Annotated in this window: 20 protein-coding genes; 17 read left to right on the top strand and 3 right to left on the bottom strand. The window is 50.2% G+C overall.

Annotation, left to right across the window (positions count from 1 at the left end):
• The first annotated feature begins 71 nt into the window (after nt 1–71).
• The 16 genes from FRZ06_14165 to FRZ06_14090 all read left to right on the top strand — a co-directional run bounded on the left by FRZ06_14165 (nt 72) and on the right by FRZ06_14090 (nt 14,595).
• Nucleotides 72–935, top strand: a complete 864-nt coding sequence (locus tag FRZ06_14165) for a ParA family protein (GenBank protein ID QOX64405.1) — start codon at nt 72–74, stop codon at nt 933–935.
• Nucleotides 935–1,408 carry a hypothetical protein gene (locus FRZ06_14160; protein QOX64404.1) on the top strand — a complete coding sequence of 158 codons (474 nt, stop codon included), beginning with the start codon at nt 935–937 and terminating at the stop codon, nt 1,406–1,408. Before FRZ06_14165 ends, FRZ06_14160 begins: the two co-directional genes overlap by 1 nt.
• Nucleotides 1,393–2,748, top strand: coding sequence for a CpaF family protein (locus FRZ06_14155; GenBank protein QOX64403.1), 1,356 nt, complete (start codon nt 1,393–1,395; stop codon nt 2,746–2,748). Before FRZ06_14160 ends, FRZ06_14155 begins: the two co-directional genes overlap by 16 nt.
• A 15-nt stretch (nt 2,749–2,763) precedes the next feature.
• A complete protein-coding gene (locus FRZ06_14150) occupies nt 2,764–3,633 on the top strand; it encodes a hypothetical protein (GenBank protein ID QOX64402.1) in 870 nt (289 codons plus the stop codon).
• A 4-nt stretch (nt 3,634–3,637) separates the two neighbouring features.
• Entirely contained in the window at nt 3,638–4,570 is a 933-nt protein-coding gene (locus FRZ06_14145; protein ID QOX64401.1) for a hypothetical protein, read from the top strand.
• Between the two features lie 23 nt (nt 4,571–4,593).
• The gene (locus tag FRZ06_14140) at nt 4,594–5,460 is read left to right on the top strand and encodes a secretion protein F (protein QOX65944.1); all 867 of its coding nucleotides are present in this window, start codon (nt 4,594–4,596) and stop codon (nt 5,458–5,460) included.
• A 12-nt stretch (nt 5,461–5,472) separates the two neighbouring features.
• Nucleotides 5,473–5,874 (top strand): DUF4320 family protein, encoded by a 402-nt coding sequence (locus FRZ06_14135; protein ID QOX64400.1) that lies wholly within the window; start codon nt 5,473–5,475, stop codon nt 5,872–5,874.
• A 9-nt stretch (nt 5,875–5,883) separates the two neighbouring features.
• On the top strand, nt 5,884–6,420 hold the full coding sequence (locus tag FRZ06_14130; GenBank protein QOX64399.1) for a hypothetical protein: 537 nt from the start codon (nt 5,884–5,886) through the stop codon (nt 6,418–6,420).
• A gap of 137 nt (nt 6,421–6,557) precedes the next feature.
• Nucleotides 6,558–7,100: a hypothetical protein gene (locus FRZ06_14125; protein ID QOX64398.1), complete on the top strand. Its 543-nt coding sequence runs from the start codon at nt 6,558–6,560 to the stop codon at nt 7,098–7,100.
• Nucleotides 7,101–7,174: 74 nt separating this feature from the next.
• On the top strand, nt 7,175–8,851 hold the full coding sequence (locus tag FRZ06_14120) for a hypothetical protein (protein ID QOX64397.1): 1,677 nt from the start codon (nt 7,175–7,177) through the stop codon (nt 8,849–8,851).
• An 8-nt stretch (nt 8,852–8,859) separates the two neighbouring features.
• Nucleotides 8,860–9,504 (top strand): hypothetical protein, encoded by a 645-nt coding sequence (locus FRZ06_14115; protein QOX64396.1) that lies wholly within the window; start codon nt 8,860–8,862, stop codon nt 9,502–9,504.
• Nucleotides 9,505–10,200, top strand: a complete 696-nt coding sequence (locus tag FRZ06_14110) for a hypothetical protein (protein ID QOX64395.1) — start codon at nt 9,505–9,507, stop codon at nt 10,198–10,200. It begins immediately after the preceding gene.
• Entirely contained in the window at nt 10,193–12,031 is a 1,839-nt protein-coding gene (locus tag FRZ06_14105) for a DUF87 domain-containing protein (protein QOX64394.1), read from the top strand. The genes FRZ06_14110 and FRZ06_14105 overlap by 8 nt, the downstream gene beginning before the upstream one ends.
• Nucleotides 12,032–12,072: 41 nt before the next feature.
• Complete coding sequence (locus FRZ06_14100; protein QOX64393.1) at nt 12,073–12,897, top strand: murein hydrolase; 825 nt, start codon at nt 12,073–12,075, stop codon at nt 12,895–12,897.
• Between the two features lie 15 nt (nt 12,898–12,912).
• Nucleotides 12,913–13,917 carry a hypothetical protein gene (locus FRZ06_14095; protein ID QOX64392.1) on the top strand — a complete coding sequence of 335 codons (1,005 nt, stop codon included), beginning with the start codon at nt 12,913–12,915 and terminating at the stop codon, nt 13,915–13,917.
• 27 nt (nt 13,918–13,944) lie between these two features.
• A complete protein-coding gene (locus FRZ06_14090) occupies nt 13,945–14,595 on the top strand; it encodes a helix-turn-helix domain-containing protein (GenBank protein QOX65943.1) in 651 nt (216 codons plus the stop codon).
• Between the two features lie 55 nt (nt 14,596–14,650).
• On the opposite strand, the gene FRZ06_14085 is transcribed toward FRZ06_14090, so the two are convergent.
• Nucleotides 14,651–15,277, bottom strand: a complete 627-nt coding sequence (locus FRZ06_14085; GenBank protein QOX64391.1) for a TetR/AcrR family transcriptional regulator — start codon at nt 15,275–15,277, stop codon at nt 14,651–14,653.
• A 228-nt stretch (nt 15,278–15,505) separates the two neighbouring features.
• Between FRZ06_14085 and FRZ06_14080 the strand changes: the two genes are divergently transcribed.
• On the top strand, nt 15,506–20,041 hold the full coding sequence (locus FRZ06_14080; GenBank protein QOX64390.1) for a hypothetical protein: 4,536 nt from the start codon (nt 15,506–15,508) through the stop codon (nt 20,039–20,041).
• Nucleotides 20,042–20,118: 77 nt separating this feature from the next.
• Here FRZ06_14080 and FRZ06_14075 read toward each other — a convergent pair whose 3' ends face one another.
• Nucleotides 20,119–20,757, bottom strand: a complete 639-nt coding sequence (locus tag FRZ06_14075; protein QOX64389.1) for a TetR/AcrR family transcriptional regulator — start codon at nt 20,755–20,757, stop codon at nt 20,119–20,121.
• Between the two features lie 173 nt (nt 20,758–20,930).
• A complete protein-coding gene (locus FRZ06_14070; GenBank protein ID QOX64388.1) occupies nt 20,931–21,554 on the bottom strand; it encodes a TetR/AcrR family transcriptional regulator in 624 nt (207 codons plus the stop codon).
• Nucleotides 21,555–21,663: the final 109 nt, after the last annotated feature.

Genomic DNA, 21,663 nt, shown 5'->3' with positions numbered 1-21,663 from the left:
TCTTCCGATGACACAGCGGAAAGCGGTACAGAATCCGCAGGGCAGGAATAAGGAATGGAGGGCAAAATTTTATGATAAAAGACAAGATGATTGCCGTCATGGGCAGTCCGGGCAGCGGGAAAACCACCGCTGCCCTTAAACTTGCCCTGACGCTTTCGGCGGCAAAAAAGAATGTCATTGTGGTATTCTGCGATCCGTTTACACCGGTCATTCCCACAGTCCTGCCTGCCGATACGAACCACGACACTTCGCTGGGCAGTCTTTTGACGGCTCCGGCACTGACGCAGGCCAAGCTCCTGAATGCCTGTGTGCCGACAGAAAAGAACGAATACATCAGCTTTTTGGGATACCGGGCAGGAGAAAGCCTGATGTGGTATCCGCAAATCACTCGGGATAAGGCGGTGGAGTTTTTTATCCTGCTCCGGTATCTGGCCGATCATGTCATCATCGACTGTACCTCCGCATTTGAAGCTGACCCGGCATCCATTGTGGCGATAGAGCTAGCGGACAGGGTTTTCAGGCTGGGGACGGCCAACCTAAAGGGCGTTTCCTATTATCTGACCCATGACTCCATGCTGGCGGACAGCCGTTTCCGAAAGGATACCCATCAGACCGTAATCGGCAACCTGAAAGCAGGGCAGGATTGGGAGTCTGCCGCCCAGCAATACGGCGGCACGGATTTTGTGCTGCCCTATGTGCCGGAACTGGAGCAGCAGTATGATGAACTGGCATTGCTGACCCCGCTGGCCCAGCCGGAAAGCACCGGATATACCGCTGGAGTGGAACGGCTTTTGGGAATACACGCAGTGAAATCCAAGACAAGGTCCGCTTCACCCGCTGAGGCAACGGACACAGAGGGCGCAAAGCAGAATGAAAAGCAAAAAGCAAAACCGGCTTTTCGATTGCCCTTTGCAAAAAACCGGGGTGAGTTTTAGTGCTCACCATCAGCCATATAGAACTGAAAGATGCCAATGCCTATGTGACGGCACATCACCGGCATCACGGAGCTGTGCGGGGACACCGATTTTCCCTTGCCTGTTTCGAGGATAGCAGGCTGTGCGGTGTCGCTATTGTGGGCAGACCGCGCTCCCGCCGTATTGACCAGTGTATGACTGTGGAGGTTCTGCGGCTCTGTACGGACGGCACGAGGAACGCCTGCTCTAAACTATACGGAGCCTGCCGCTGTGCGGCAAAGGCGCTGGGCTATCAGCGACTCATTACCTATATTTTAGCGGAGGAAAACGGCAAAAGCCTTTTGGCAAGCGGATTTTCCTACTGCTATACCAGCAAGGGCGGGAGCTGGAACCAACCGGGCAGACCGAGAACCGATAAGGCTCCAGTCTGCCCGAAGTATTTGTATGAAATTATCCTGGTCCGAAAGGAGGACAAAACTTGCAGAACATCTTAAATATTCATGATAACGCAGGACTGATGGGTGGGGAAATCCATCTGCGCCCTTTTGCCGAGGTTTTGAGGGAAGTGCAGGAACACATCAGCAAAAATTATGCAGGAACCCTAAAGGATGACCCTGACCAGAGCCGTGCTCTGATTCACAGCTACATCCGAAAATACCTTGAAGAACAGCGGCTTGGTGTGGAAGGCATGGAACAGGAGGAGCTTGCCGAGCTTCTGTACGGAGAAATGACCGGCTTTTCCTTCCTGTCCAAATACCTCTACCGAAATGATGTGGAGGAAGTGAACATCAACCAGTGGGATGATGTGAAGGTCATTTACGCAAACGGTGAGGTGCTGCCCACCAAGGAACGGTTTACCTCACCCCAGCACGCCCTTGATGTCATCAAGCGTATGCTGCATAAGTCCGGCATGATACTCGATAATGCCAAGCCCTATGTCATTGGGCATCTGTCCAACAAAATCCGTATTACGGCTACCTCTCCGGGTATCGTGGACGAGGACAAGGGTTTGTCTGTATCCATTCGTATCGTCAATCCCCGCAAGCTGAAAAAAGAGGAATTTGTCACTTATGGCACAGCCACCGCCGAGATGTTGGATATGCTCTCGGTGTTTTTTAATTATGGCGTTTCCATGTGTATGACCGGGGCCACTTCCTCCGGCAAAACCACTTTGATGAGCTGGATACTCGACCAGATTTCCAATGATAAGCGGCTGATTACCATTGAAAAGGGCTGTCGTGAGTTCGACAGCGTGAAGCGTGACGAGTTGGGCAGGGTCCTGAATAATGTCATTCACTTTATTACCAAGGAGTCTGACGATCCCAAACAGGTGGTATCCATGGTAAAGCTCTTGGAACTGGCTCTTACCATGCACCCGGATTTTCTGGTGGTTGCGGAGATGAAAAGCGAGGAAAGCCTGCAAGCAATTAAGGCGGCCAATACCGGGCATACCTCTTTGACCACCATTCACGCCAACGGCTGTGAGGACACCTATTACCGCATGGCGGCACTCTGCAAGGAAAGCAGCTCCATGGATGACGCCACCCTGATGGGGCTTGCCACAAGGGGCTTTCCCATCGTGGCCTTTGCCAAGAAGCTGGAGGACAACAGCCGCCGCCTGATGGAAATTGCCGAGTGCGTGGGCGTAAAAGCCGGTGTGCCGATTATGCGCACCTTGTACCGCTTTAACATCACCGACAACCGCATGGAAAACGGAAAAGCCAAGATCATAGGGCATTATGAAAAAGTAAACGGTCCATCCGAAAGCCTGTGCAAGCGGCTTCGTGAAAACGGTATGCCGCTGTCCTTGCAGCAGCGGCTTTTAAGCGCATAAAGGAGGTGCATTTTTATGAGCATGGTCGCTTATAAAGCGCCGTATCTTCTACAAATTATGATGGATGATGAACCCCTAAATCCCCGCACTGATTATGATAACTTCGGCCATATGGCTTGCTGGCACAGGCGGTATAATCTTGGGGATGAACACAATTTTGAGGATACAAACGAGCTGTTCAAAGAGTTGGTAATGAACAGCGTTTCGCCGGATACAGTCATTGATTATGTGAAATCCGGCAAGGCAGACAGCGTGAAACTGGAATATGACCGCGCTGCGGCAAGCTGGGAAATCAGGAGCTATGATACCCACTTCAAGAAATGGTACGATGAGGCTTCCTTTCCCGGCAAGCTGGAAGCAAACCGGCAGGAGATTTTTGAAAGCCTTGTGGACACCCTGCCAAACCCTGACCTTTATCTGCTGGCTGCGGAAAAGAATATCATCCTACCCTTAAACCTCTACGACCACTCCATGCTGCGTATGTCAACCGGCTCCTTTTTAGGGAGAGCGCAGCACGCCGAGTGGGATTCCGGTCAGGTGGGATGGATTTACGCCACGCCGGAGGATATGGAAAAGGAGTACGGCAGCCTGACCCCGGAAAGCAGAGAAAAGGCCGAAGCCCTTCTGAAATCCGAGGTGGAGAGCTATGACTGCTATCTTTCCGGGCAGTGCTATGGCTTTCGGCTTTATGAAAACGGCGAGGAAACGGATAGCTGCTGGGGCTTCTTGGGGAGCTATTCCGATATGAGAAAGGAAATTGCTTCTCAGAGTTTGCCGGAAAGCCACCGGGATATGGTTGACCATCTGCATGAGGTGACGGATACCGTGACCCGGTATAAAGGCTATGAGGATTTAATGGAGGATTTAGAGGAAATGGAGGCATAGAACATTGACAATATTGATAACAATAGCGTTTTTACTGGCGGTAACGGGCAGCTTTATTCTGCTTTCGTTATCGCCCTTTACTTTTTTTGAAGGGCTGGCGAATTATGTCCGTCCACAGAAAACCACAATGAAAAGTAAAATCAGAAAGAGCCGGAAGAACAAACAGCCAAAGGGCTTAAAGCTGCTCTTTCTGGAAACAAGAGAGATTCTGCGTGTCACAGGCAAGAGCGGTATGTTTACCGCTCTTTGCATCCTGTCCATGCTGCTGTTTGTGGTAGGGGCTAGGATTGCCCTTTCCATGAAAAACGGCTATCTTGTACCGGTACTGGCGGCAGGCTTGGCGCTCCTGCCTTTTTATTATGTGAAGCTCACGGCAGGGCGGCATAAAAAGCAAATCAACACGGAATTGGAAACCGCCTTATCCATCATCACCACCAGTTACCTAAGAGGAAAGAACACCATCATCCGTGCCATTGAAGAAAACCAGCCTTATTTGAATCCGCCGGTAGCAGAGGTATTCCGCAACTTCCTGCTGCAGGCCAAGCTCATCAACTCCAATACCAAGGAAGCCTTGGAGGGATTAAAGGTTGGGATTGACAACAGTGTCTTTCACGAATGGGTGGATGCGGTAATTGCGTGTCAGGACGATTACAACCTGAAAACAATCCTGCCGCCCATCGTTGCCAAGCTGTCGGATATGCGTGTGGTGTCGGCAGAGCTTGACCTTCTTTTGTTTGAGCCCGTCAAAGAATACATCACCATGGTGGTGCTTCTGCTTGGCAGTATTCCACTCATGTACTTTCTCAATCGGGACTGGTATCATACCCTGATGTTCACCGAGTTTGGAAAGGTGCTGCTGGCAATCTGCGCCGGAGTGATTTTCCTGTCGGTGGCCGCCGTCGCCAAGCATACCCGTCCCATTGAATATAAGCGTTAGGAGGTGCTTTCACTGTGCAGAATATGATTCTACTTTTCTTTGCCCTGTTTTTCACAGCAGGGCTTTATCTAATTTCGGCGGAGCTGCTGAACGTACCGACCTATAAGGCGACCAAGGCAATTCTTGGCATGGGCAAACGGGAACGGAAAAAGGCACGGGACTCGGACGCCTTTATCATGGAACTGGCGGCAAGGCTTTCCAAGGTTCTGCCCATGGATGAATACAGAAAACGCAAGCTCACGGCAGTGTTAAAATCTGCGGGAATCCCTATGACTGCCGAGGTATATGCGGCACAGGCCATGGTGAAAGCCGGTCTGATCTTTGCAGGGGTATTTCCCTGCCTGCTGCTTGCCCCTATCCTTTCCCCGGCGTTTGCGATTATAGGCATTGCGGTGTATTTTACAGAAAGCACCAAAGCCGAAAAGCTCATTACCGTAAGGCGGCAGGAGATTGAATACGAATTGCCCCGCTTTGTTGCGACGCTGGTACAGGAGCTGAAAGCAACCCGTGATGTACTTTCCATTTTGGAAAGCTATCAGAAAAATGCTGGGAAAGCTCTGAAAAATGAGCTTGCCATCACCACCTCGGATATGCGTACCGGCAACTATGAGGGAGCGCTGACACGCTTTGAGGCCAGAGTATCCAGCGCCATGCTCTCGGATGTGGTGAGGGGGCTGATCGGCGTGCTTCGAGGGGACGATGGCGTTACCTTCTTCCAAATGTTATCCCATGACATGAAGCAGCTTGAATTACAGAGATTAAAAAGGCTGGCTATGGAGCGCCCGCCCAAAATCCGTAAGTTTTCCTTTCTACTCCTTGGCTGTATGCTGCTCCTGTATATGGGCGTTATGGGCTATCAGATTCTCGGCGCTATGTCGGGAATGTTTTAAGGGGGTGTAACTATGCTGAGAAAGATACTGAAAGGAAAGCGCGGCGAAGGGTATATTGATGTTGCGGTGGGCATCCTCTGCCTGCTGCTGGTGGTGGCCTTTGCGGTGCAGCTATTCCCTGTGTTTACCGCCAAGCAGCAGCTTGACATTTTTGCTGTGGAGATTGTGCGGGAGGCTGAAATCAAGGGCAGCACCAATGTGGATTCCCGAATTGCCGATATGCGAGAGCAGACCGGGCTTAACCCAACCATCCGCTGGGACTGTGATTATTACAGCGGGAAAAAAGTACAGCTAAACGGTGATATTGAGGTTTTGCTGACGGACACGGTAGACATCGGGTTTTTCGTCTTTGGTTCCTTTCCCATTGAAATACAGGCCAAGGCAACGGGAAAGTCCGAAGTCTATTATAAGTGAGGTGACGCCATGAAATTGATTAAGATAATGAAAGACAGGCGAGGTAATTCCACACCCCTCACCATCGCCCTGATTTTAGGGATTCTGCTTCTGATCTGTGCCCTTCCCGAGTTCTTCAGGCTGGGTATTATTGTGAGCGGTGTCCGTGACGGACTCCAGCAGGCCGTGATTACCGTGGCAACCACCAATTACGATGAAGCCTATAACGGTCTGCGGGAAGGGTATTCCGGGGGGTATATCCTGTCCGGCGAAAGCTGGCAGGAGAACCTTGATTACGATGATGTATACTACCGGCTCGACAACCTGCTGGGAACTGCGGAAGTTGGAGGGTATCACATCAAAGAGGATAAGGGCGGCTATGAGTACCGCCTTTCCGGGCTTTCGGTGGATATTGCAAACGCACCCCTGACGCCGGGCGGTGCAGAGCATAATTTAGAAGCTGACGCCCGCATTACCATTGAAATCCCCTTGTCCTTTGGCTGGGATAGACTCCCGCCGCTTACCATGGAGATACGCACAAAATCAGCCTATATGCCTAAGTTCTGAGTCTGCACAAATCACCGACACTCCATCAAAATGTCTGGACGCGCAGGAAGATTCAGGATATAATGGAGTCGGGTAAAATAAGCGAAATGGGTATATAGGCTTAAACCTTCATTTAACATGAAAGTGAGGCCATCATTATGAAAAAAGAATATACAACAAAGAAAAAAGCGGTCATTGCCGCATTGTCCCTTGTGGCAGTCTGCCTTGCAGGAGGACTTTTCTATTATATTGGCACGATGGGCGGACAGCCGCAGGAAACGCCTGCCGAAAGCACGGCTCCTGTGGAAACACAGGTCGTTGTGCCGGAGATCAAGCCGGAGGCAACGCCGAAAACAGATAGCGGCATATCAGAGGCTGCTCCATCAGAAGCCCCGGCAGAACCATTGCAGGAACCTTCTGCGCCTGCCAGCAGTGATACACAGGATACGACACAAAGCAAGCCCTCTGATGGTAAGCCGAAATCTCCGACAGAAGCCACTCCTCCCTCCAAGCCCCCTGCTGAAACAAACCAAGGTTCCGAAAATAGCTCGAATAGCAAGCAGGAGCAGCCGCAGGCAGGTGAAAAGCGTTCGGATGGAAAGGTGTACTTTCCGGGCTTTGGATGGGTGGAAGATGAGGGCGAAAACTCTCAAGGGACTGCCCCCAATGCCGGAACCGGCGAAGCGGTTGGCGATATGTAAAACAGAATAATCTTTCCGATGGGATACAGTCATACACGGCTGTATCCCATTTTTCATTTTCGGAGGTGATAAAATTGAAGAAACTAATCTGTGCATTGCTTCTATGGGCAATGCTATTTTCTTTGGCTGTGCCTGCTTTTGCCGCCGATTCAAACATTGACGGCGGTGGCGGCGGTATGAATCAAGGCACTGCACAAAACTCATGGACACCGGGGCGTGACGGAGTGCGGATTACAGTTATCCGTGACAGTGACAATATGCCAGTATCCACTCCCATTGATTTTGCAAACGGCTCAAATGGCGATATTTCTTTTCACTTTGGAACCGTAAGCAAAATATCCTACCGCTCTAATGGGCTAACTCCCCATATGGGAAATTACTATTCTATAAAGCCAGCCAATGCCATGCCCCGGATTGTCAGTTCCAACGGCTCCAGTAATATTGCGGCAATCCGAAGCTATTTCTGCCGTGAGGGAACGATTCGTGACATTGCCAATGCCACAGGCATGGATTACGATACCTTGATAAATGGCAAGTACAAGATTTTATTGGAGCCAATAGCCTATTTCAAATACAACAGCGTCATGTTTGCCATGACCGCCACCGAAGCGGCTCTATACAACAAACAGGTAGGAAACGGTCTGCGGAGCAAGATGGTATCTCTATCCCACAAAAATTTACCGCTTTCTATGTTCCTTGAAACTCCTGATTTGGGTTTTGCCGCATGGAGCGGCTCCACAACCATGGCGCAGAGCGACGAAACCATTATCACATATTTGGGAATGGGTATCATCCGCTTTTCAGAACCTGACCCGGAACCGCCCAAGGAAAGCAATGTGACCTACCGCTGCGATACGGAGGTCATCACAGCCGTCACACTTACAACCGGCTCACAGAAAACGCCGGATAATCCGGCATATGCACGGTTTTCCATCAATGGGAAGACCTATTCCCACAGCGGCATCTATATCCCGGAGGGAGGTTCGCAGCTTGCATGGGTCAAATGGCGCACCCCAAAAGAACCGGGCTATATCACCATCACCGTTGCTGGCAACTGTTCCGTGAGCAGCAGCGAGATTGTGGCTCAGATTGTAGACCTTGATAAAAACCCGCCGCCCGACCCGCAGGCCAACGACCGCAACGATGGATTTTCCATTCCGGCTAAACCTGTCAAACCGAATGTGACCTCCCTGACATGGGGCGAATGGGACTGCTGGTGGCATGAGTATTGGGTCTGGCACAGCGGTGACGAGGATGAGGACGGTTGGTGGGAGGACTGCGGCTGGTGGGAATATGCCTGGCTCTCCTACTCCGCAAGCCTGACGGCGGAACTGCGTACCAAGCCGGATGACAAGTCCCCCACAGCTTCTGGCAAAATAATGAAAAGCGGATACGGATTAAATGCGGATGGATCGGCACAGGTTCGTTCCTCCGCACCCAGCAGTCACATCACAGGGGTGCAAAACGTGGTGGCCTATTTCCCCGAATTTAACTACTCCACCTACTGGCGGCTTTTTAAGCGGATTAACATCGGCTATTCCAGCACCTTTGCCTTTCAGAAAAATAAATACAGCACCTATGGGCAATCCTGCCACTTTTCGCCGGTATGGTTCCCGGATGGGCGGTACACGACCTATGCGGAATACCTTGACGCATGGACGCCTGCCGGTATGCTTCAAATCAATCTGACGGACGATTTGACCATTCGTGGATCACTTTTTGACGATTGGCATATCCGTCCGCTCAAGTGAGGTGGCTTATGGGAAACCGAGCAATTTACATCATTCGGGAGGGCGGAGAAAACAACTTCTTTTCCGTATATCACGGAGCAAATGCCCTGTCACCGCTTCTGCGGATGTTTCAGGCACAGCAGCTTCAGGAAACCTTTTCACAGCCGCAGTCCATCAGCCATATTTTTGAACACTTGGATTATGAGGGAGTCTACCAAAATCCTCGGCTGGAGGATTCAGATATGTTCTGCGCACGCATCCCTCCGGCTGAAATGCCGGAATACAACAAGGCTTATGCACAGCGCAGAGAGTTTCAAATGCGGATGGTATTTGACCTCGATCAGAACGATTTTATGATGGAGTATAACCCCAACTGCCCATGGTATCGCACCATGGGCAGTTTCTCCATTGACCTCGATGTGGGGCTGGAAAACGTACAAAAGCTCCTTGCTCATGCCGAGCAGAGAGGCATTACCGATTTTGACAGGCTGCTTACCATCTATCATCGCAGCACCGGTCTTGAAGATAAGCTGGAATCTTCCCGTGGATATATGCGTTTTGAGGAATATTTGGAATCTCCGCAGGCACAGGAGGATAGAGAACGCTACCGGCGGCTGCTCGATCACCAGGAGGAGCTGGACGAGGAAACCGCTGAAGAAATGGAGGAACGATAAATGCAGGGACTTTTATTCCCGATTATTATGCTGGCCGTCACCCTTGTGGGTGGCGGCCTTTTGCTTCTGTTCCTGAAAACGGCTAAGAAACGGCCGGTATCAGACGAAGCCGCCATATCCATGCAGACCGCACAGCAGTTTATCAATGTGCGGGATGTAAAGGACAAATACCTATATACCAAAGATGAGTTGGTTCTGATTTTTCTGCGTATTCACTCAATCAGCATTGACTTATTCAGCAAAGCTGAAAAAAGTGTCTTGATTCGGCAGCTTACCGCAGAGCTGTCCGATATTCAGTACCCCTTTAAGTTCATGGCGGTCAGCAGGCCCGTGGATATTTCTCCCCTGATCGCTGATATGCAGGGAATGCTTAAAACCGCCGATGACCGGCGCAAGGAGTTGTTGCGGCAGGAGATTTTGCAGATGAGCAGCTACGCCCTGTCCGGCGAAATCGTGGAGCGTCAGTTTTATATCTCCATGTGGGATCGGTATGAGGACGGCGTGGAAAAGGACTTATTTAAGCGGGCATCCCTTCTGGCAGAGAAGTTTACCACCAATGGAATTGGCTGCGATGTACTGGCGGAAAAGGAGATTGTACGGCTTTTGAACCTCGTAAACAATCCGTCCTACACCCATTTGGAAGATACGGAATTTGAGGCCAGCATCCCTATGTTAAAGGAGGACTTTTATGCCTAAAAAACAAGCCGTTCAAGAGCGCCATATTACGAATACAGCTTTGCTCAATGTCATTACCCCCATGGGGCTGGAATTTACGAAAAACAGCCTTTCCGTGGGAGAGAACTTCGGTAAGATTTACGGACTGATCCGCTATCCCCAAAAGGTGGAAACAGAATGGCTGTCCAAAATCACGAATATACCGTCCACTATTGTATCCATCGGCTTTAAGCCGGTGGACAATGCAACCTTAATTAACGCCATTTCCCGAAGCGTGGTTCAGCAGCGCGGCTTTGCCGAGGGAGCAAAAGACCCTCTGACCCGTCAGCGTGCGGAGAAAGCGGCCGAGGACGGCGAAAAGATCATCATGCAGATTGACCGTGAGGGTGAAACCGTAGGGCTTATGAATGTGTCGGTCATGCCCATTGCCAAGGATGAGCGCACTTTCAAAAAAGTCTGCCGCCGTGCGGAAAGCATGATAAGTGTCTTGAAGTGCAAAATGCGTGTCATTCCCAATCTGCAAAAAGAGTGTTTTCAGCACATCTCACCATCCTTTCCGTCTGACGGTAAGATAGAAAGCATCCTGCAAAAAATCGTTCCTCTGTCTACTTTTGTAGGCGGCTTTCCTTTTGCCAGTTCCGGCTTTAATGATGGCGAGGGCTATTATTTTGCACAGGACGCAAGCGGAAGCCTTGTTATTGTGGACATATGGAAACGCGGAAGCGACCGCACCAACAGCAATTTTGTCATCATGGGCAATTCCGGCGTAGGCAAATCCACCGCCATCAAGCATATCATCCTGTCCGAGTACATGAAAGGCACCAAAATCCTTGTGGTAGACCCGGAATCCGAATATAAAGACCTTTGCTACAACCTTGGCCTTGGCAGTGGCTGGATTAATGCCGTGGGAGGTTCCACAGGTAGGATTAACCCCTTGCAGGTCCGGCCATCTCCCCGTGATGATGAGCAGGAAAAAGAACCCGACCGCCTGTACCGTGACGAGGGCTATGGTATGAATGACCTGGCTCTGCATATGAAAAATCTTGAAATCTTTTTCAGCTTGTATATCCCAAGCCTTACGGATATGCAGAAAGCGGTCTTGAAGAAAAGTCTTGTGGAGCTATACAGAAAGTTCCATATCACATGGGATACCGACATTACCTCTTTGAAGCCGGAGGATTTCCCGATTTTCTCCGACCTTTATACGCTCGTTCAGGAAAAGGCGGATACCGAGCAGGACAGGCAGGCATATGCCGACCTGTCTTTGCTTCTGTATGATATTGCCGAGGGTGCGGATAGTTTTATCTGGAACGGTCACAGCACCATTGTCAGTGACAGTTCCTTTATTTGCCTTGATACCAATGCCTTGCAGGAAACCAGCGACAGTATTAAACGGACACAGTATTTCAATATTCTTACCTATTGCTGGGAGCAGATGAGCCGGAACCGTGACGAGAGAGTGCTGCTCATTTGTGATGAAGCGTATCTGATGATTGACCAAAAGGTGCCGCAATCCCTTGTCTATCTGCGAAATGCCATAAAGAGGGCAAGAAAATATGAGGCTGCGCTGGGGATCATCTCCCACAGCGTGATTGACTTTCTTTCGGAAAGCATCAAGCAGTATGGGCAGGCCCTGCTGGATGTACCTTGCTACAAGCTCCTGATGGGAACGGACGGCCCCAACTTAAAAGAAACCGCCAAGCTCTACGATCTGACCGAAGCGGAGCAGGAGCTTTTGCTGGCAAGAAAGCGAGGCCATGCCCTATTTATGGTGGGGGCAAAGCGGCTGCATATCAACTTTGAAATCCCGGATTACAAGATGATGTATATGGGAAAAGCGGGAGGAAGATAAAAGAAATCCCACTTTATCCACAGAACCATAGGAGGTGTTCCATGGCAGTAGATCCGATTACCGCCAAAATACTGGCACAACTGGCGGCACAGGCCGTAACCGAAGAGCAGGCGCGAAAGCGCCTGCTCTGTATTATTTTAGCGCCAATCATTGCCCTGCTTTTGCTGATTTCCCTGATTCTCTATATCCTGACCAGCCCGTTATCCATATTCGCAGAGTGGGCAATGGGTGATGAATTGGACGCCATGAAAGATTTACAGATCAATTACGGATACAATCAGACTCTTGGCATTTATGAGCAGGATTACATTGATGGGAGCGGACAGAACTATGACGGCGTGGTGTTTACGGATGGGGGCATGGAGGTTGTCTACTACAACCAACTTGATGAACGCTGGGCGAATGTCATGTACGGACAGTCCAGTACCATCGGGGAGGCGGGCTGCGGCCCCACCGCCATGTCCATTGTCATATCCACCCTGACCGGCAAGGCACACGATCCCATAGAACTTTCCACTTGGTCTGTGAAAAACGGACACCGCTGTGAGGGGAACGGTTCTTATCACAGTTTGATACCGGCTGCGGCTGAAGGATATGGATTATCCTGCAAGGGGGATTTATCCGCACAGGATATTGTGGATGCCTTATCAAGCGGCAAGCTGGTGGTTGCCATTATGAGCAAAGGACATTTTACGACCGGCGGCCATTTTATTGTCCTGCGCGGTGTTACCAGCGAGGGAAAAATCCTTGTAGCCGACCCTGCCAGCCACAAACGCAGCCAGCAGGAATGGGAGCTGTCGCTGATTATGAATGAGGCCCGGAAAGGCGCTGCCGCAGGCGGTCCTTTTTGGGCGATAGGAAACTAACAGGAGGGAAACGACATGATTTTATATCTTTCATCTACACAGCACACCAACTTGCTGGACTTCACAGGGCTTTATGACAATGACAGTGAACTGCCCATCAAGAAAATGGTGGGTAATTTTGTTCTCAAGCAGTTTATCATCTACGATATGCGCAACTTCTCCCATTTTTCCGAGGTGGTTTTGGATCGCATTGCCTTTGGGGACAGCGATGAGGAATTTGCCGAAGCCATCGAAGAATTTCTGACCATGTATAGTTCACGCATTACGGTGATTTGTGAGGGGTTAAGACAGGACAGCAGCCTATTTCAATCACTTTTGAACAGCGGCGTGGGCAATATCGTCTGCGATACGGAGATTGCCGCTATCCAGCGTGAAATAGCCGAGTGTCTGAGCGAGCAGGGAATGACGCGCTACCAGCCCAAGGAACGAGTAAAAAAAGTGGAAGGTTGTAAAAGGTATCGGTTTGACTGTGAAAATATCCATATCGCCGTGATTTCCTCACAGCCGAGAATGGGAGCAACCACCACGGCAATCGGTCTGTCCTCATGGCTTGCCGCTGTGGGGGCTTCTGTTTGTTATATAGAGGAAAATGACAGCGGCATTTTAACCGGCATGGCGGCTGATTATGATATGGAGCAGGCTGGTGACGGCTGGCGGCTGGATAGTGTGTATTACAGCAATTCTCCCATCAAAGAGTCTGCAAACTTCATTGTTCACGATATTGGCTTTATGACAAGCCTGAATGAAACAGTACAGACCGTCGATCTGCTGCTGGCGGTCTGCGGTACAAAGCCCTATGAGCTTCCCCATTCCATGCTTTTGATGAAAAGGCTGGAAACCATGGACGCCTATGTGCTATGCCCTTTTACCCATGAAAAGGTAAAGGGGGACTATGCGGCCTTTTTGCAAAATGATTTTCATAAAGTATTGTTTTTAGAGTACCAGCCTGAACTTACAGACGGTATGAGCAATGCCAAAACATATAAAACCATGCTGACAAAATATATCGCCGGAGCGTAATGCTCCGGCGTAAGGAGGACTTTGATTATGACAAAGCAAGCTGAACTGAAAAAGCAGGCATATGCCAGCAGTCTGAAAAGCCGTGCGCTTTCCGTGCTGATTTATTTGATTGATCGTTCCAATAAAGACCTAACCTGTTTTCCGGCGATTCCAACCATGGCCGAGCAACTTCACATCTCCGTATCCACCGTGAAACGTGCATTAAAAGAGCTTGTGGACGCAGGCTACCTTGAAAAAGCTGCCCGTTTCCGGGATAAAAACCGTGGGCAAAGCTCAAACCTTTATACTTTGCTTTTTGTGGTGCAGCCCCCGGCATCTGATTATGATAATACCTCTGAAAAAGAACACAGAGATGATATAAATACACCTGACGAAGAAAAACAGTCAAAAGGCTACGCTGTAAAACACATCACATTCGATACACTCTCTGAAAAGACAAAAACAGAGCAGAAACCAAGTCCATCTGAAATAGTACCCGAAGATGAAATAGGGTGCTCTGATTGTTATGACAGGCCAATACGGTCTGTTTTTTGCACCCCTGTTCAAGTTGCTATTCTGTCAAAGGATAGGAATCCTCAAAGAATATTTGACAAACTAAATCGCCCTCTTTTGTTCCCGCCTATTCAATCTCCTTTTTTACAGTGGACGGGGGCGGAGTCCATTTTGGAGCCCCCTTGAACTACTCAGATGAACGGATAGAAATAGCGAAAAGGAAGTTAAATGGGGGATTCAATTATGAGCAAGGGGCTTTCATTCCCTCTATCAGCAGCCGGGTATGCTCTATCGCTTGCTCTTTCAAATCAAAATCCGGAGATCGGACGCACCATTCATAACTAACGCCCCTTATCGCCATCACAAAATGCCGGGAAAGGGCCTCGGGCGGCAATGAAGATGTGATCTCACCGCGCCGGATGCCCTTGTCCAATATGCTGTAAAACAGCAAATAAAGCTCCCTGCCATAGCTGACCGCTTCGGTGTCCACGGTTCCCGTCAGTAGCATCTGATAGATTTTTTTCATATTCTCGTAGCCGATGGTATCCACAAGTTCATCGGCTATCTTTTGGGTCAGGGCAAGGATCACCTCTGAGGCTGGCATCTCATTGGGCAGTGCTTCCACAAAGGTTTTGTAATCCATATCAGCGCTGGCTACGTAGTCTGCAATTAAACTGGCAATCAGCGCATCCTTAGACTCGAAGTGGACATAAAAGGCCCCCTTGGTGATACCGGCTTCATCCGTGATGTCCTCCACATTTACGTCAGAGAAGTTGCGCTCTGAAAACAGCTTTTTCGCAATCTCGTACAGCTTCTTTTTCGTTTCTGCTCCTTGCACTTTTCTTTTATCAGGCTTTTTCTCTCTCATGTTTCCTCTCCTCTATTGAATTTTCTTAAAAAGTAAAGTATAATAATCTAAGTAAGTAACTCGGTTCACTAATTTAGGTTATTTCGCTTTTAGTATAGCATTCGCCAGTCTCAAATTCAAGCAGTCGAGCCAAAACGGTCACAGTTCTTGAAATTTTGCTTGGCGAAGTGTGCGGGAGCAGTTGTAGATTCAATAGAAGTTTTTGTAGTACGAAATGGAGGAAATAGTATGAGCAGAAGAAAAGCGTTTCACAAAATCACAGCCATGCTGCTGTCTGCAATCATGGTTGTGGGAATGACACCTGTGCCAGCATCGGCGGATACAGGTATGCTTTCTGATGGTTCAAGCGGCGAGATTATTGCCTTTGAAGCACTGAAATCAGAGATTGCGGAGCAGAGCGTTCCCCTTGGCACATCCGAAGCGGATTTGGAGCTGCCGGATTCCCTGACAGCGACCATACGGCTTGCGGCTTCTACGGAAGAACCGGTACTGGATTCAGGGGAACCGGATGAGAATTCAGGCAGCGCTGATACGGTAAGCGGATCAGCGATTGGTATGGATGAAATAGGTGATACCGAAGCTGGAGCAGAGGCCCAAATTGCCTCCCCCTCCGATGCACAAGAAGATGGGGGTTACTTTGAAGCCGAACCCACGGAGAAAACCGTGGACAGCGTGACGGAAATCACCGTCCCCCTGCCTGTCACATGGGGTTCCTCGCCGAACTATGACGCTGATACAGCGGACACCTATACCTTTACCTCGATACTCCCAAGTGGCTATACTGTGGCGGATGGGGTTGAGTTACCTGCCATCACAGTGGCGGTGGGGACTGACAGCATACTGCTGAATGCCCTACTTGCAAGAGGGACGTTTGATGCGGCAACAGAGCAATTCACCCTTACCCCCGGCGGAACCTATTACTTTGATCTGTCGGGAGAAAACATTCCGGGTACGAAGAACACTGACCTGCCGGACAGCGGCCTGAAATGGGTGCCCTTTACCTATGCGGGTACGGTGAATGCCTATTCCTTAGACGCAAGTTCCAGCGGTAATATAACTGCGTCCGCCAATGCTACGCCCTCAGACCGCAGCCTGTTTGTGGCGGACTATAATATAACCCATACAGTTTCATGGAATAATCTTCATGCCAATAACCTTATCTTTGGAAAAAACTACACTTCGGGCGGTGTTGCCTATACACTGCGCTCGTTGTCGGAGGGAAGCATTTACACAGGCTCCGGCGATGCTGGGAGAGGAACGCCCGAGACCAACGAATGGGATCAGATTTTGAACAAAGACATTGATTACATAAACAATTGGAGTGGGATTTTTTCTTGGGGGCAGGATACACCTTCCGCTGGTGCGTCGCGCCGTGCGCTTCGCGGGTACAGCTCGTCCCGCCACTGGGGTTACCCTTCCGCATCGCTCGTCTACTCGTACTACGGGTTCCGCCCCGCCCTTGAAATTCTGAGCCCTGGCACGCTGGACTCTGGCGGACTGAAAACCGTCACCTTGAAGTTAAACGGCGGGAAGCTGAAGGGTAGCACAGATGACATTCACATCGTCTATACAGGAAACAGTTTTACCGCACCGGGCAGTGAGGGACTGACTGCGCCCGCTGGCAAGCTGTTTTCTGGCTGGAAAGACGATTATAGTACCGCAACCTACGTTTCGGGTGCGGCTGTTCCACATACCGTCACAAGTTTAAGCGCACAGTGGGTACTCCCGGCGGAGGCCAGCCCTACTGCAATCTTTACCGCCACCGGAGCCGATATCGGCATGCTGTCCGATGTGGCTAATGGCATGAAGTATCGGATAGATACCGGGGCATGGATAGACATTACGGACAGTACAGTCATTTCCCTTACGAACCTTTCCGCCTGCACCATCGAAGTGGTAAGGAAAGGGAATGACACGACTACCGTTGATTCTTCTGCACAGGAAATAACCGTCACAAAGGCGGATACCCCTGCTCTGACAGCAACCCAGCCAAGCACCATAGGCGGGAACGGCAGCATCCCCATGACAACGAACCATGAATACCAATCCCAAGCTGACAGCACATGGACTCCTGCCAGCGGCAATACGACCCTTGCCCCCGGCACTTATCTGGTTCGTATCAAAGCAGACGGTACGGCGCTGGCATCAGACAATCAGAGTATTTCACTCAAAGCTTATGTGCCTGACGAGGAAGCCACTCCAGCTGCGGTCTTTACCTCCACCGGAGCGGATACCGGCATACTATCCGGTGTGGCTAATGGCATGAAGTATCGGATAGATACCGGGGCATGGATAGACATTACGGACAGTACAGTCATTTCCCTTACGAACCTTTCCGCCTGCACCATCGAAGTGGTAAAGAAAGGGAATGGTACGACTACCGCTGACTCTCCTGCACAGGAAGTAGCCGTCACAAAGGCGGATACCCCTGCTCTGACAGCAACCCAGCCAAGCACCATAGGCGGGAACGGCAGCATCCCCATGACAACGAATCATGAATACCGATCCGAAGCTGACAGCACATGGACTCCTGCCAGCGGCAATACGAGCCTTGCCCCCGGCACTTATCTGGTGCGTATCAAAGCAAATGGCACGTTGCTGGTATCAGAGAGCCAGAGCATTACTCTCACAGCTTATGTGCCTGACGAGGAAGCCACTCCAGCTGCAATCTTTACCGCCACCGGAGGGAATACCGGCACACTGTCCAATGTGACTGACGGTATGAAGTATCGGATTGACGCCGGGTCATGGATAGACATTACGGACAGCACAGGGATTTCCCTTACGAGCCTTTCCGCCTGCACCATCGAAGTGGTAAAGAAAGGGAATGACACGACTACCGCTGATTCTTCTGCACAGGAAATAGCCGTCACAAAGGCGGATACCCCTGTTCTGACAGCAACCCAGCCAAGCACCATAGGCGGGAACGGCAGCATCCCCATGACAACGAATCATGAATACCGATCCGAAGCTGACAGCACATGGACTCCTGCCAGCGGCAATACGAGCCTTGCCCCCGGCACTTATCTGGTGCGTATCAAAGCAAATGGCACGTTGCTGGCATCAGAGAGCCAGAGCATTACCCTGACAGCTTTTACCGGCGGTTCCGGCGGCGGTGGCGGTGATGGCGGTTCTTATACACCGGATATTCCTGCAACCATTATACCAGAAAAGAAGCCCGACCAACCGGTGACGGCGACGGCTCCTGTCACAGCAACAACGGGAACAAATGGCACAGCCGGCGCAACCATCCCCGAAAAAGCTATCACCGACGCTATCGCAAAGGCGCAAGCTGACGCAAAGGCACAGGGCAAAACTGCAAACGGTATTTCCGTGGGGCTGAATGTCACCATGCCAAAGGGTGCGACTTCCCTGACGGTAACGCTGACACAAAATTCTCTGAACAGCCTTGTGAATGCAGGAGTATCCCGGCTTGAGCTGGATGGGGCGCCGATTTCCCTCGGCCTTGACCTGAATGCCCTAAAGGAAATCCAGAAACAGAGCAGCGGCAATATCAGCATCACCATCGCCCCGGCGACGGGGCTCTCCAAAGAGGCAAAAGCCCTTCTCGGAAACAGGCCGGTATACAGCGTCACCATCAGCTACGTTGATAAAAACGGAAAAACACAGACCATCACCAGCCTCGGCAGCGGATTAGCAACCCTCTCCATCCCTTATACACCGGGTAAGAATGAAGCTGTCGGCTACCTGTTCGGTGTGTATGTGGACGCAAAAGGCAAAGCGCAGCGCATCCCCGGTTCCGCATATGACGCAAACAGCAGGAGCCTGCTGATCCCTACCGGTCACTTCTCGGTGTACGGTGTGGGCTATACGGCTCCAAGCGCCAAGTTTACCGACATCGGAACCCATTGGGGAAAAGAAGCCATTGATTATGTAGTCGGCAGAGGACTTCTCTCCGGTACATCAAAAACTACTTTTGCACCTGACACCGCCATTACACGGGGAATGCTGGTAACGGCTCTCGGCAGACTGGCAGGCGTGGATGTAAAAGCATACACCACAAACAGCTTTACCGACGTAAAAGCCGACAGCGCCTTTCGTCCCTACATTGAATGGGCATATAAGAACGGCGTTGTGCAGGGCATCGGAAACAAGCAGTTTGCACCTGACCGGGCGATCACCCGTGAGGAAATCGCAGTTATCTTCGCAAATTATGCCAAAGCCACTGGCTACAAGCTGCCTGTCACCCGTGAAGCAACCACCTATGCGGACGCATCCAGCATCGGCAGCATCTACAAGACGGCGGTGACGGCCATGCAGCAGGCGGGTATCATGATGGGCGGTACGGACAATAAGTTCAATCCCAAAACCAGCGCCACCCGTGCGGAGGTTTCCTCCATGCTGCACCGCTATGTCAAACTGACCATCGACCCCACCACCGCTCAGGGCTGGGCACTGAACGACGCTGGACAGTACCTCTACTACAAGGACGGCAAAGCCTTCACCGGTACACAGACCATCGACGGTGCAAAATACTTCTTCAACACAGATGGCACACTGAAAACCGGCTGGGTGAAGGACGGCGAAAACTGGAGGTATTACTCTGGAAACGAAGCCACTGTAGGCTGGCTGGACATCAGCAACAAACGGTACTACTTCACCAAGGACGGCTTGATGGTTTTCGGCAAGTGGCTCCAGATCGACAGCAAATGGTACTACTTCTATGCCGATGGTTCTCTGGCGGTCAGCACCAAAGTGGACAGTTACGAAGTGGACGAAAGCGGCGCAAGGAAAGCAAAATAACTGCAAGAGAGCGCCCGCATGTCTCTGCGGGCGCTCTCTTCAATATATAATTTACTTTCGGTACAGGTTCAATAGGGTTAGGCGTTGTTGTTTGTGGGAGAATGTATCCCCTCTAACAGTAGCCGGATGTGCTCAACGGCCTGTTCTTTCAAATCAAAGTCGGGATAGCGGATGCACCACTCATAACTGATTCCTCGAAACGCTGCAACAAAATGCCGCGCCAGCGCCTCAGCAGGCATTGTGCTTTTGAGCTCTCCCTTACGAATACCTCTTTCCAGTATTCCATGAAACAACACATACAGCTCACGGCCATAGCTCTTCACCGCTTCGGTATCCACGGTTCCTTCCAGTAGCATCTGATACACTTTCTTCATATTATCGCAGCCAATTGTTCCCGCAAGCACCTCGGTTATCCGTTCCGTCAAGGCCAAAAGCACGTTGGGGGCGGGCATATCAGGGGGCAGCGTTTCCAAAAAGGCTTTATAATTCGTATCGGCGCGGGAGGTGTGGTCCGCAATCAGCAGAGCAATCAATGCATCCTTGGATTCAAAATGCACATAAAATGCCCCTTTTGTAATTCCGGCTTCATCAGTGATATCTTCTACCATAACATCAGAAAAGTTGTGTTCCGCAAACAACCTTTCCGCAATTTCATAGAGTTTTTTCTTAGTTTCAGCTCCCTGCATCTTTCTTTTATCCGGTTTTTTCTGTCTCATGGTTCTTCTCCTCTTGGTCCTCTTGAATTTTTCAAAATGCTATACTCAAGGTTAATAAATTTGTTCAGTGAATCTGGTTTATATAATTTATTATAGCATTTGTCAGGCCGCAATTCAAGAGAGCATGCAGCGATGCAGTGTACACATAAAGAAAACCGTAAATGTGCAGGTTGCTATTCTTTTAGCAGTCCCTGAATCAGCATTCCGCAGTATTCCAGAGCCTGCGCCTTTAAATCAACGTCCAGATACCGGATACACCAACCAATGCAAATACCTCGAATCGCCATTATAAAGTGCCGGGACAGCACCTCAACAGGCAAAGAGCTTTGAAACTCTCCCTTCCGGATTCCCTGCTCCAATATGCCGTGAAACAGCAGATACAGCGCTCTGCTATCACTTTTCACGGATTCGGTATCCACGGTTCCCGCCAACAGAATTTGATAGATTTTTTTAATATTATCACAGCTGATATCGTCCGCCAGCACATCGGCTATTTTTTCGGTTAAAGCCAGCAGCGTTGCCGAAGCGGGCATATCAAGGGGAATCTTTTCTAAAAAAGCTTTGTAATCCGTATCCGTGCGAGCGGCGTGCTCCGCAATCAGCAAAGCAATCAGCGCATCCTTGGATGGGAAATGCACATAAAAGGCACCCTTGGTAATTCCAGCTTCATTGGTGATGTCCTCAACGCTGACATCAGAATAGCTGCGCTCCCTAAACAGCCTATCCGCAATTTCAACCAGCTTCCGTTTGGTTTTAGCACCCTGCGCTTTTCGCTTATCTGTTTTTTTATCCTCCATGCATCTTCTCCTCTTGATTTTTTAAGAAAAGTACAGTAAAATAATCTAAGTAACTAAATTGGTTTTGTAAATAAGGTTACTTAAATTATATTAGCACTGGTCAAATCAA

Source organism: Clostridiales bacterium, assembly GCA_015243575.1.
Lineage (GTDB): Bacteria > Bacillota > Clostridia > Peptostreptococcales > Anaerovoracaceae > Anoxybacterium > Anoxybacterium hadale.
This window is presented reverse-complemented; position numbering and strand designations above follow the sequence as displayed.

What these genes read in the sequence shown, in the direction of transcription:
- FRZ06_14165 (QOX64405.1), top strand. Translation starts at nt 72, where the DNA reads ATGATAAAAGACAAGATGATTGCCGTCATGGGCAGTCCGGGCAGCGGG.
- FRZ06_14085 (QOX64391.1), bottom strand. Translation starts at nt 15,277, where the DNA reads ATGAGAGAGAAAAAGCCTGATAAAAGAAAAGTGCAAGGAGCAGAAACG.
- FRZ06_14110 (QOX64395.1), top strand. Translation starts at nt 9,505, where the DNA reads ATGCAGGGACTTTTATTCCCGATTATTATGCTGGCCGTCACCCTTGTG.
- FRZ06_14090 (QOX65943.1), top strand. Translation starts at nt 13,945, where the DNA reads ATGACAAAGCAAGCTGAACTGAAAAAGCAGGCATATGCCAGCAGTCTG.
- FRZ06_14070 (QOX64388.1), bottom strand. Translation starts at nt 21,554, where the DNA reads ATGGAGGATAAAAAAACAGATAAGCGAAAAGCGCAGGGTGCTAAAACC.
- FRZ06_14130 (QOX64399.1), top strand. Translation starts at nt 5,884, where the DNA reads ATGAAATTGATTAAGATAATGAAAGACAGGCGAGGTAATTCCACACCC.
- FRZ06_14100 (QOX64393.1), top strand. Translation starts at nt 12,073, where the DNA reads ATGGCAGTAGATCCGATTACCGCCAAAATACTGGCACAACTGGCGGCA.
- FRZ06_14150 (QOX64402.1), top strand. Translation starts at nt 2,764, where the DNA reads ATGAGCATGGTCGCTTATAAAGCGCCGTATCTTCTACAAATTATGATG.
- FRZ06_14115 (QOX64396.1), top strand. Translation starts at nt 8,860, where the DNA reads ATGGGAAACCGAGCAATTTACATCATTCGGGAGGGCGGAGAAAACAAC.
- FRZ06_14095 (QOX64392.1), top strand. Translation starts at nt 12,913, where the DNA reads ATGATTTTATATCTTTCATCTACACAGCACACCAACTTGCTGGACTTC.
- FRZ06_14080 (QOX64390.1), top strand. Translation starts at nt 15,506, where the DNA reads ATGAGCAGAAGAAAAGCGTTTCACAAAATCACAGCCATGCTGCTGTCT.
- FRZ06_14125 (QOX64398.1), top strand. Translation starts at nt 6,558, where the DNA reads ATGAAAAAAGAATATACAACAAAGAAAAAAGCGGTCATTGCCGCATTG.
- FRZ06_14105 (QOX64394.1), top strand. Translation starts at nt 10,193, where the DNA reads ATGCCTAAAAAACAAGCCGTTCAAGAGCGCCATATTACGAATACAGCT.
- FRZ06_14140 (QOX65944.1), top strand. Translation starts at nt 4,594, where the DNA reads ATGATTCTACTTTTCTTTGCCCTGTTTTTCACAGCAGGGCTTTATCTA.
- FRZ06_14135 (QOX64400.1), top strand. Translation starts at nt 5,473, where the DNA reads ATGCTGAGAAAGATACTGAAAGGAAAGCGCGGCGAAGGGTATATTGAT.
- FRZ06_14075 (QOX64389.1), bottom strand. Translation starts at nt 20,757, where the DNA reads ATGAGACAGAAAAAACCGGATAAAAGAAAGATGCAGGGAGCTGAAACT.